This is a genomic window from Romboutsia sp. MSSM.1001216sp_RTP31141st1_G3_RTP31141_220114, assembly GCF_039031195.1.
In the GTDB taxonomy this organism is placed as follows: Bacteria; Bacillota; Clostridia; order Peptostreptococcales; family Peptostreptococcaceae; genus Romboutsia_C; species Romboutsia_C hominis.
Genome location: NZ_JBCIUO010000027.1, coordinates 1 through 11,819 on the forward strand (window position 1 = coordinate 1; position 11,819 = coordinate 11,819).

The following is an 11,819-nucleotide window of genomic DNA, read 5'->3' on the forward strand; positions in this document are numbered from 1 at the left end:
GAGTAGAATATTTCTGACTTTATGCCTCCATATAACGTTGATGCAAATGTATTTTTATATTTACCATATACTAAGTACATAGCTTCAAAAGCATCTTTTCTAACTCTAGGATTCTTACTCTTTAAAAATACAGAGTAATTAGAGTGTGTAAGTTTAACCTTATTACCTTCTTCATCTTCTATTTCTGGAAATTCTAAGTCTGCAAAAGAAAACATATCATATACATCTTCTGATACTTTAGTTATGTCAGATGCTGCAGCTAATATTTCTTCTTCTGATTCACTTAATGTATGTGGCTTTTCTCTTAAAATTTCTTTTATATGTTTTTCATAGAAAGATAATTTTTCATCCTTCATAAATTCTTTTAACTTCTCCTCTTCTATGGCTATTATTTCAGGTACCATATAAGATGTAGCTGTAGATAATTCAGTAGCTAACATATCTGTTTTTGTAGCTAAACCTTGATTTTCATTTATTCTTGTATCCTCATGTTGCTTCATATGAGTATATACATATAAGTTTTGTAAAAGTCTTGATGCTTGTTCTGATATATTTAGTGCGTTATATAAATTCTCAAAACTCTCTGCTAGCTTTCCTTTGTATTCTTTAGCCTTTTGTATAAGTTCTTTAACCTTACTTATGTCTTTTTCTACTGCATCTTTATTCTTATACATCTGCTCTAAATTCCATTTGAATTTATCTTCTATTTTACTTCTATCTAATCCCATAGATTTTCTCCTTTAATATATTAATTTTTATCTAGAGTTTATGGTTCTTAAATCTAATATTCTTATTACACTATTAATGTAAAAATTTTTATACTAATATTTTGAGTAAATATTACCTAATATATACTATAAAACAGATACTAATATAGCACCTTCAGATGTGAACGTTCCCATTATAGGACCTATCTCTGCTATTAATACTTCTTTGAAGTTTAGATTTCCTTCTACTATGCTCTTTATTTTTTCTGCTTTATCTATACAATTAGCATGACCTATTATAACTGTTTTTTCATCTTGGTGTCCTACATTGTTTTCTACATACTCTAAGGCTTTTTTTATACTATTACTTCCGCCTCTTGCTTTGTCTATAGGTTTAACAAGACCATCTTCTATTTTTATTATAACTTTAAAGTTTAATGCATTTATTATCTTTCCAGCAACTTTGTTTATTCTACCACCTTTTATTGCATTTTCTAATGTTTCTAAAGCTCCAAAGAATACAATTTCTTCTTTGTATCTTTCTATGTGCTCTAGTATTTCATCCATATTTTTACCAGCATCTATAAGTTCGCTGCATTTTAATATCATTGATGCAACCCCAATAGACCCACTTGCACTATCTATAACTTCAATTCTTTTATATGGATTTTCTTCTAAGTACATTTCTTTAGCTAAAACAGCATTATTATAAGTGCTAGATAGCTTAGAAGTTAATGTAAATACTAAAAGCTCTTCATCATCACCTTTATAAAGCTCTAAAAATCTATCTGGAGATGGACTTGAAGTTTTAGGTAATTCTTTACTTTCTTTCATTTTTTTATAGAAAGTTTCAGAATCTATATCAATTCCCCCTATATAACTATCTTCTCCAAAAGCTACATTTATTCCTACTACATCTGGTCTTGCTCTATCTAATACTTCCTGTGGAAAATCGCATGATCCATCTGTTATTATTCTTATTTTTTTTGTCAATTTATACACCTCAACCTAAATTTTTAATTATACTTATTCTATATTATTTTAGTGTAAATAATCTACACTTATTATATTTTTTAACATATTCAATTCTTTTACTAACTCATCTACTATTATTCTTCTATCATGAACTAGAAAAAAGCTCAATTTCCAAAGGGATTCTCCCTCAGCTTCTATATCAATACTTTTAACTTCTATTTGAGATTTTTTAAAGATTGAATATAGCATAGATATACTTCCCATGTTATCTATAACAACATTAAAAATAGTATATTTTTTTCTAAAAAGTATTTTGTCTATATTCTTCAATATGTATAGTGTTATCATAACAAATAGCCAAGCACTTATACTTAAGACATAATATCCATACCCTATTGTTATACCAATACATGCAGTTGCCCATATACCTGCGGCAGTCGTTAATCCTCTTATTCCATTTGAGGTTTTTAGTATAGCACCTGCACCTAAAAAACCAATTCCTGATAATACCTGTGCAGTTAATCTTGCAGGATCAACATTAGCATATTCTCTATAATCAAAAAATAAATACAAAGATGTTATTGCTGTTATACATGAGCCAACAGATACTAAGATGTGTGTTCTAAATCCTGCAAATTGATGTGACTTTTCTCTTTCAAGCCCTGTTAGCCCCCCTATAACTAACGCTATAAGTAACCTCAGAATCACTTCTTTATGGTCTGCCACTCAAATCCCCCCCTATTTCATATAAACAATATATAAGAAATATTTATACTCTAAAAATCTCCTCTATATTCATTATCGTTGTGTAATATATTTATATGTGTCGGGTAAGCTATTCGTACTTTGTTATTTCTAAATACAATAAGTATCTGTAATTTAGTATCTCTAAGTGCATTAAAATACTTATAAGAATATACTATACCTGTTATTGTATATTTTGCTCCCACTGGACTATCTTCTATATCTGTTACTCCATATACATTAAAAGGACCTTTAGGTTTACCTGATGGTAATTTAAATAGATAATTTTTATATTGTTCATTCATTATATTGCATACTTCTTCTAAAGATTCTAGCACCTTCATTGGATCCTCTTCATAAGGTACCCTTACATGTACTACAACCCTCATTCTCTCCTTGCTAAAATTTCTTATGCTACTTATACTACCATTTGGAATAGTAATTCTTTTTAAATCCCAATCCCTTAAACTAGTGCTTCTAACTCCTATTTCTTCTATAGTTCCTCTAAAAGTTTCATTTATTATTACAAAATCTCCTACTTGCATTTGCTTTTCAAATAATACAAAAAATCCATTAAATATATCTTTTAATATACTTTGAGATGCAACCCCTGCTAGTATACCTACTATACTAGCACCAGTAACTAATGTCCCAAATTTAGTTATATCCACTATTTGAAATTCCCTTAATATGAGAACTGTACTTGTCAAGAATATGATGTAATAAGAAATTGATGATAATACGCTACAAAGGGTATTTTCGTATCTTACATCAAATTTAGTTATTTTACATATCTTGTTAAGACTATATTGTATAAGTTTCAATATTGAATATGATGCTGCTATAATTGCTATTGATCTTAAAAAACTACCTATCATAATAAATATCATCCTTACAAATTAATTTTGTTATTAAATCATATAATTATTTAATATTCTCACTTTGTACTAAACATATACAATATTAAGGATGAACATATGATTTTTGAGTATAAAAAAACCCACTTTAATGTGGGTTACTTATTACTCAAATTCATATACTTATTTATTAATATATCTATCTTATTACTCGTATCGACTATCTCTTCTTTAAATATCTCTGGATATTCTATATAAGTATTAATCTCATCTCTTAGTGCTTCTATTTCTTTTTTTAATGCTTCTAACTCACCATTAGCCATATCATCACCACTATTACAAATTTATATAATTTCAATTATATAATAACAAATAAAACCATTATTTGTCAATATTATAGCGGTAAAACGTTATTTTTTAACCAATTTAATTTTATTTCATCAGTTTTCTTACTGTACGAAAATATTTATTCTTAAATATTAGTTATTAGTTGACAATCAAAATCATTATTGATACAATTTAAGTGATAATGAATTTCATTAGGAGGTATAAAAATGACTGTTTACGATTTAAAAGTAGGTCAAAGAGGTACTATTAATAATATAAATGGAAACGAAAAATTAGCTAAGAGATTATTAGCTTTAGGATGTATAAATAATACGGAAATAGAAGTAAAAAAAGTTGCTCCTTTAGGAGACCCTATAGTAGTTAGATTTAGAGGATTAGATCTTGCTATAAGAAAGTCTGACGCTAAAAACATTACATTAAAATAAGGAAGTGATAAAATGATTAACGTTGCGTTACTTGGAAACCCTAACGTTGGTAAAACTACGGTTTTCAATCTGCTTACAGGTGCTAACCAACACGTTGGTAACTGGCCTGGAGTTACTATAGATAAAAAAGAAGGTATTTTAGAAAAAGATATTAATATAGTAGACTTACCTGGTATTTATGCTATGGATACTTTCTCTAATGAAGAAAAAGTATCAAAGAGATTTTTAGAAGAAGGAAATGTAGATGTTATAGTAAATGTAGTTGATGCATCTAGTTTATCTAGAAACCTTTACTTAACAACTCAACTTATGGAATTTAAAAAGCCTATAATACTTCTTCTTAATATGGTGGATGTAGCTGAGGCTAAAGGAATTCATATAGATGTGGATAAACTATCTAGAGAACTTAATATGACAGTAATTCCTATAATAGCTAAAAAGAAAGAAGGAACTGATAAAATAGCTCCTGCTATAAGAAAAGTCGCTAACAATAAACCTAATTTTAAGACTAATTTCGGATCTGAAAGTGAAACTTATAAAGAAATAGAAGATATATTAAGTAGATGTTGTAATCTACCTCATAACAATAAAAAAACTATCACTGATAAAATAGATAAGTTTGTATTAAATCCTGTTTTAGCTTACCCTATATTTATAGCCGCACTAATGTTATTATTCAAATTTACATTTGATTGGGTTGGAGGTCCTTTACAAGAAGGATTAGGTGGTTTAATAGAAACATATGTAGCAGGCCCTGCTGATGTTTTATTAGCTAATGCTAGTCCTTGGTTTAGATCATTAATTATAGACGGTATAATTGGTGGTGTTGGAGGTACTTTACCTTTCTTCCCTCTAGTATTTGCTTTATTCTTTGGTATGTCATTCTTAGAAGATAGTGGTTATATGTCAAGAACAGCTTTCTTAATGGATAACATAATGAGAAAAGTTGGCCTATCTGGTAAAGCATTTATACCTATGGTTATGGGATTTGGATGTTCTTCTCCTGCTATAATGGCAACTAGAACATTAGAAAGCGAAAAAGATAGAAAAGTAACAGCGCTTATAGCTCCACTTATGACTTGTAGTGCTAGATTACCTATATATGCATTATTTGTTGGTATATTCTTCCCTAAAAATGCTGCATTAGTTACTTTATCTCTTTATTTATTAGGAATTGTAGTAGCTATAATAATAGCTTTTATATTAAATAAAACTGCTTTTAATGCAGAAGTTGAACCTTTTATACTAGAACTTCCTGAGTATAAATTACCTACTATAGGTTCTTTATTTAAAAATGCTTGGAGTAAATCAAAAGGATTCTTAACTAAAGTAATTACTGTTATGTTTGCAATGTCAGTTGTAATTTGGGTTTTATCATCATTTAACTTCAGTGGATATACACCAGATTTAAATAACAGTTTCTTAGCTTATGCAGGACATTTAATAGCTCCTATATTTGCACCATTAGGATTTGGTGATTGGAAAGCTGCTGTATCTATACTTACAGGTCTTGGAGCTAAAGAAATAGTTGTTAATACTATGGGTGTACTTTATGGTGATTTAAAGGTTGTTTTACCAACAGTATTCACTGCCCTTAGTGCATATGGATTCTTAGTGTTTACATCATTATATACTCCTTGTATTGCAGCTCTTGCTACAATGAAAAAAGAGTACGGAAGCAAAATGATGTGGATATCATTTATATATCAATTTGTAATTGCATGGATTGGTGCATTTATAGTTAGAATAATCGGAGGAACTTTATTTGCAGTAGAATCTGGTAGCTCAATTGCGGAACTTGCAGTTGGTGGATTAATAATAGCTATATCAGTTATATTCATATTTAGAAAGTTTACTTCTAAAAATGTATCTTCTGGTTGTAGTGGATGCTCTGGATGCGCTAGTAGCGGATCTTGTCCATCACAAGTTAAAAGTAAAGCTAAATAGAAATTAAATATAATTTAGTATAAAAATATAAAGGGTGAATCTTAGATTCACCCTTTATTTATTAAAAATTAACTTGTAATTTTACTTCTTTTCCACCTCTATTTACTGTAATTTCAGATTTATCCCCTAAAGAATATTGATATAAAGCTTTATTTAAATCTGACATTGTACTTACTTTATCATTTCCAACTTTAACAATAACATCTCCTGCTTGTATACCTGCCTTTTTAGCTGCACTGTTGTCCATAACTTCTACTACATATACGCCATCTTCTGCTGCTAAATCAGTTCCTGTTGATGCTTCAAACATTTGTAAGTCTGCTCCACTTATTCCTAAAGTAACTTTTTCAAAGTTACCATTTTTTATTATTTGTTCTACTATTGGTTTTGCTGTATTTATAGGTATTGCAAATCCTAAACCTTCTGCCTGTGATGCCTTAGCTGTGTTTATACCTATTACTTGACCTTTTTCATTTAATAATGGTCCTCCACTATTTCCTGGATTTATACTAGCATCTGTTTGCATAAGCCCTGTCATGTTAGATTTTTCTGTTTTGATAGTTCTATCTAATCCACTTATTATACCTTGTGTAACACTCTTTTGGAACTCAAGACCTAATGGATTACCTATAGCTATTGATATATCTCCAGTTCTAACATCATCACTATTTCCTAATTCTGCTGGAGTTAACCCTTTTTTATCTACCTTAACCATTGCTAAATCTAAATTAGAGTCATTCCATAATACTTTTCCTTGTGATGTAGATCCATCATTGAAAAGTACATTAACATCTGATGCTTTACCATCTGAAACAACATGCGAATTTGTTAATATGTATCCATTTGCATCAACTATTACACCTGTACCAACCCCTTGGCTTTGTGTAGGTATAGCAAAAATATTATTATTATCTATCGTTGTTGTTGTAATTCCTACTACTGATGGCATTGCTTTATCAGTTACGGCATGATACACATTTTGACTTTTCCCCTTATTATTCACAACTATTTGTGTAGAATTTTCTTTTGTTGAACTTACTAAGTTATTTTTCATCAATACTACTGTGAATAAACTACTTAATACCCCAGTTATTATACAAACTATTACTATCAATCCTATGCCTTTCTTATTTGACATATAAATACCTCCCATATATTAATCATAATATTTAGTTTTTACTTACTTTATATTGTTTATACTTTTAACTCTATAATATTCTTAATACCTATATACTTTCGATTCAATAGATAAAAAGAAATCATCAGTAGATAGATAACTATTTACTGATGATTTTATTATATTACTATATTCTTAACTTAACCTTAACTGATTAAAGTCTTTTTTCTAATTCTTCTTTTTCTTTTTCAAATCCTGGCTTGCCTAAAAGAGCAAACATATTTTTCTTATATGCTTCAACTCCTGGTTGATTAAATGGATTTACCCCTAATAAGTATCCACTTAATGCACATGCCTTTTCAAAGAAGTAAACAAGATATCCAAAGTTATATTCATCTAATTGAGGTATATTTATTATTAAGTTAGGAACTTGTCCATCTGTATGAGCAAGCATTGTACCTTCAAACGCTTTTTTATTAACGAAGTCCACTGTTTTACCTGCCAGATAATTTAATCCATCTAAATCTACATCAGCTTCTTCTATAGTTATATTTCTCTTTGACTTTTCTACATTAAGAACAGTTTCAAATAATATTCTTTTTCCTTCTTGAATATATTGACCCATTGAGTGTAAATCTGTTGAAAAGTCTACTGATGCTGGGAATATTCCTTTGTTATCTTTTCCTTCACTTTCTCCATATAATTGCTTCCACCACTCAGCTACATAATGTAATTGTGGCTCATAGTTAACTAGCATTTCTACATCTTTGCCTTTTCTATGTAAAATATTTCTGACAACTGCATACTGATAACTGTAGTTAGTTTTTAAATCTGATGCTTTAAACTCTTGTGATGCATCTTGAGCACCCTTCATCATTGCATCTATATCAAGACCTGCACAAGCTATAGGTAATAATCCTACTGGTGTTAATACAGAGAAACGACCACCCACATCATCAGGTATTATAAATGTCTCGTATCCTTCTTCATTTGCTAATTGTCTTAAAGCACCTTTTTTAGCATCTGTTGTTGCATATATTCTTTTACTTGCTTCTTCTTTTCCATATTTCTTTTCTAAGAAATCTTTAAATATTCTAAATGCAATAGCAGGCTCTGTTGTTGTACCTGATTTAGATATTACATTTATAGATACCTCTTTATCTTTTATAACATCTAATAAGTCCATCATATATGTTGAACTTATATTATTCCCTACATAATATATTTGAGGAGATTTTCTATCTTCTCTTTCTAAATTGTTTCTAAAAGAATGACTTACCATTTCAATTGCTGCTCTAGCTCCAAGGTAAGAACCCCCTATACCTATAACTAGCAATACATCTGAATCTGACGTTATCTTGTCGGCTGCTTTTTTTATTCTAGAAAACTCTTCTTTATCATAATTATTTGGAAGTTCTACCCATCCTAAAAAATCATTTCCTAAACCAGTTTTTTCATGTATCATACGGTGTGCTGCATCTACATACGTTTGCATACAATCGATTTCATGTTGTTTAAAAAAACCTAATGCCTTACTATAATCAAACTTTATAGTTCCCATAAACGTACCTCTCTTCTTTTTTTAGTATAATGAAATTATAACATAAAATATAGATTACATTAATAAAAAAATAACAAGTAAATTATTTATTCATATACATATTATAATCATATTTTACAATCTTAGTATAATTTCTATTTATTCATTATTTATACTATTATATTTATGTATTTTTTTAATAATTTTACAGTTTAATAATTATCAATCGTTAAAATTTTAACCATAATTTATAATAAATTCTATTTATCTATAAAAAAATACTATGAACTAATTAAATTCTAGTTCATAGTATTTTTACTTATATATTCGAATATTTCATTATAATTTTTTCTGCACACTTTATTCCATCTACTGCAGCTGTAACTATACCACCTGCATATCCTGCACCTTCTCCACATGGATATAGATTTTTAACATTTACAGACTCTAAAGTTTCCTCATCTCTAACTATTCTTATAGGAGCTGATGATCTAGTTTCTACACCTGTTAAAACTGCATCATGCATAGCAAATCCATTTAATCTTTTATCTAAAGAAATTAATGATTCTTTCATAGTCGTAGTTACAAACTCCGGAAGACATTCTCTTAAATCTACAAATTCTATTCCTGGCTTATATGATGGTTCTACACTGCCTAATGATGTAGATACTTTATCATTTATAAAATCTCCTACAAGTTGAGCTGGAGCATTATAATTTTTTCCACCTAATTCATAAGCTAACCTTTCATATTTTTCTTGGAAATATACTCCTGCTAATGGATCATCGCTTCCAAAGTCTTCTGGAAGTACATTTACTAAGAAAGCACTATTGGCATTTACTTGGTCTCTTGCATGTTCACTCATACCATTTGTCACTACTTCAAATTCATTAGATGCTGAGGCTATTACAGTCCCTCCTGGGCACATACAGAATGTATATGCAGTTCTACCATTTGATGCGTGATCTATCAGTCTATAGTCTGCTGCACCTAATCTAGGATGATTATAATATTCTTTGTACTGAGACTTGTTTATTAATTCTTGAGGATGCTCAATTCTTGCCCCTATAGCAAAAGGTTTTTGAATTATTTTTACACCTCTTTTATTTAACATTTTATAAGTATCCCTTGCACTATGGCCTATTGCAAGTATTATGACTTCTGACTCTATTTTTTCTACATCATTTATTACTACTGATTTTATTTCTCCATTTTCAATTTCAATATCTGTAACCTTAGCATCAAACTTAACTTCCCCGCCAAGTCTTATTATTTCATTTCTTATATTCTTAACTACGCCTTTTAATATATCTGTTCCTACATGTGGCTTATGAGAGTATAATATTTCATTTGGAGAACCAAAATTAACAAGCTCTTCTAGAACTTTTCTACATCTTATATCCTTTATCCTTGTAGTAAGCTTACCATCTGAGAAAGTTCCTGCTCCCCCTTCCCCAAATTGTACATTTGAATTATTTTTAAACTTTCTGTTAGTCCAAAAATTATATATATCTTTAGTTCTTTGGTCTACGTCTAGCCCTCTTTCTAAAAGAAGTGGATTATATCCTCTTTGTGCTAATAAAAGTGCTGCAAATAATCCAGCTGGACCACTACCTATTATTACAGGTCTATTCTTTAATTTTGCTTCTCCTGTTTGAACACCTATATATCTTGTCTCTTTTAATTTTATTACATCTTTTATATTAGCTTTTATTAATTTTTCTTCATTTTTAACGTCTACATCTACAGTGTATACAAAATCAATCTTTCCTCTTCTTGCATCTATAGATTCTTTATATATAGTATACTTTATAAGGTCTTTTTCTTTTATTTTCAATTTTTTTAATATAAGTTTCTTTAATACTGATATATCTTCATTTATGCTTATTTTTAAATTAGATATTCTTAACATAGTTTTCCTCCTATTTACATCTTAATAGTTTGTATTTTTACTTTATATCTAAAAATACATTAAAAACATTATAAAAGCTAGGGTATATACCTAGCTTTCTATAAATATTACATCTATATTCTCTTTTTCTAGACCTTCTTCCCAAATTTCATCTAATATAAACTCTTTTATATCTTCTTTTATACTTGATTTTTCTAATTTTGGGTTTAAATTTTTTACTAAAGCTAACATATCCATTGATTTACCTATTCTCTCTACATAAATAGGATTAACTTTAATACTAACTAATTTTAGATCACATATAAATTGTTCTTTATCACTTAAGTCTATTCTATCGTCGTATTTATAAATTTTAAATTCTGCTACACCTTCAAAAGGTGTTATTTCTTCTATACCTGCTAAATTCATATTGTTAGTCCTTTTTAGTTATAAGTCCTCTTATAACCTTCATATTGTTGAATATTTTCTCTAAGAATATTTCAGCTTCTTCATTATCATCTAAAAGAGCTATTTGTAATTCATCATTTTCAGATATCCCTTTATTTTTACAGTATTCTTTTCCTATTTCTATTAATTCATTTTTCTTATCTTGAGATAAGTCAAATTCCTTATAATCTATTATTATATATTGTTTAGTTTTTTGAACACTAGATTCATTATATCCTATTTCTATATGATAAATAACCGCATAAAGGTTATTTGGATTTTCTTCTCCATTATACACAGGAACTGCTGGATTAGATTTTATGTAATTTGTTGATACGGCAATTGCGCTTCCTAACTTAAGACTCATACATGTACCTCTTTCTGTATATTTTATATCTTTATTTTATACATTATTTGAACATATTAAAACCTTTTTTAATAAAAAATATAAAATTTATACAGATATATTTATATTTTTGAATAAAATTTTAGGAATTATATTTAAATATAATTCCTAAAATTTTAGTTTATGCTTTTTATTAAGATACTTTAAGATCTTTATATCTTTTTCCTAATGTACTAGGGCTTATTTCATACTTCTTAGATATTTGAGCTTGTGTTATACTTTCTCCAGCATTTTTCTTTATGTGGTATTCAACAGCAGCTGCCCATCCATTTTCAGATCCTTTAACATCTGAGTTTGTTTTTGTATACTCTTTCCAGAATGATACACAAGCATCTATATGCTCAGCTTCAACATTTTGTCTAAGGACAGAACATACTTTACAATCATCTTCTTGTCCTTCTTCAGAAGTTAAAGC

At 28.7% G+C, this 11,819-nt stretch carries 11 protein-coding genes and 2 pseudogenes; 2 read left to right on the forward strand and 11 right to left on the reverse strand.

What is annotated here, in order from left to right; translation table 11 throughout:
• The 5 genes and pseudogenes from ABCP60_RS14875 to ABCP60_RS14895 form a co-directional block, all read right to left on the reverse strand.
• Positions 1-728 (reverse strand): annotated as a pseudogene (locus tag ABCP60_RS14875) (oligoendopeptidase F); the annotation flags it as partial.
• A gap of 126 nt (positions 729-854) precedes the next feature.
• Positions 855-1,700, reverse strand: coding sequence for a DegV family protein (locus tag ABCP60_RS14880; protein WP_166504702.1), 846 nt, complete (start codon positions 1,698-1,700; stop codon positions 855-857).
• 48 nt (positions 1,701-1,748) lie between these two features.
• Positions 1,749-2,408 carry an MgtC/SapB family protein gene (locus ABCP60_RS14885; RefSeq protein WP_092922423.1) on the reverse strand — a complete coding sequence of 220 codons (660 nt, stop codon included), beginning with the start codon at positions 2,406-2,408 and terminating at the stop codon, positions 1,749-1,751.
• Between the two features lie 50 nt (positions 2,409-2,458).
• Entirely contained in the window at positions 2,459-3,304 is an 846-nt protein-coding gene (locus ABCP60_RS14890) for a mechanosensitive ion channel family protein (protein ID WP_166504701.1), read from the reverse strand.
• Positions 3,305-3,441: 137 nt separating this feature from the next.
• Complete coding sequence (locus ABCP60_RS14895; protein WP_092922417.1) at positions 3,442-3,606, reverse strand: aspartyl-phosphate phosphatase Spo0E family protein; 165 nt, start codon at positions 3,604-3,606, stop codon at positions 3,442-3,444.
• 231 nt (positions 3,607-3,837) lie between these two features.
• On the opposite strand from ABCP60_RS14895, the gene ABCP60_RS14900 reads away from it, so the two are divergent.
• Together ABCP60_RS14900 and feoB are read left to right on the forward strand one after the other, a co-directional pair.
• On the forward strand, positions 3,838-4,056 hold the full coding sequence (locus ABCP60_RS14900; RefSeq protein ID WP_166504700.1) for a ferrous iron transport protein A: 219 nt from the start codon (positions 3,838-3,840) through the stop codon (positions 4,054-4,056).
• 12 nt (positions 4,057-4,068) lie between these two features.
• On the forward strand, positions 4,069-6,003 hold the full coding sequence (gene feoB, locus ABCP60_RS14905; protein WP_166504699.1) for a ferrous iron transport protein B: 1,935 nt from the start codon (positions 4,069-4,071) through the stop codon (positions 6,001-6,003).
• 61 nt (positions 6,004-6,064) lie between these two features.
• Here the strand turns inward: feoB and ABCP60_RS14910 are convergent, their stop codons facing one another.
• The 6 genes and pseudogenes from ABCP60_RS14910 to ABCP60_RS14935 form a co-directional block, all read right to left on the reverse strand.
• Positions 6,065-7,141, reverse strand: coding sequence for a trypsin-like peptidase domain-containing protein (locus ABCP60_RS14910; RefSeq protein ID WP_092922408.1), 1,077 nt, complete (start codon positions 7,139-7,141; stop codon positions 6,065-6,067).
• Between the two features lie 193 nt (positions 7,142-7,334).
• A complete protein-coding gene (locus tag ABCP60_RS14915; RefSeq protein WP_343102052.1) occupies positions 7,335-8,681 on the reverse strand; it encodes a glucose-6-phosphate isomerase in 1,347 nt (448 codons plus the stop codon).
• A 298-nt stretch (positions 8,682-8,979) separates the two neighbouring features.
• A complete protein-coding gene (locus ABCP60_RS14920; protein WP_271893338.1) occupies positions 8,980-10,572 on the reverse strand; it encodes an FAD-dependent protein in 1,593 nt (530 codons plus the stop codon).
• A gap of 90 nt (positions 10,573-10,662) precedes the next feature.
• Positions 10,663-10,980, reverse strand: a complete 318-nt coding sequence (locus ABCP60_RS14925) for a hypothetical protein (protein ID WP_195238076.1) — start codon at positions 10,978-10,980, stop codon at positions 10,663-10,665.
• A 4-nt stretch (positions 10,981-10,984) separates the two neighbouring features.
• On the reverse strand, positions 10,985-11,365 hold the full coding sequence (locus ABCP60_RS14930; protein WP_092922396.1) for a hypothetical protein: 381 nt from the start codon (positions 11,363-11,365) through the stop codon (positions 10,985-10,987).
• 172 nt (positions 11,366-11,537) lie between these two features.
• Positions 11,538-11,819 (reverse strand): annotated as a pseudogene (locus ABCP60_RS14935) (protein translocase); the annotation flags it as partial.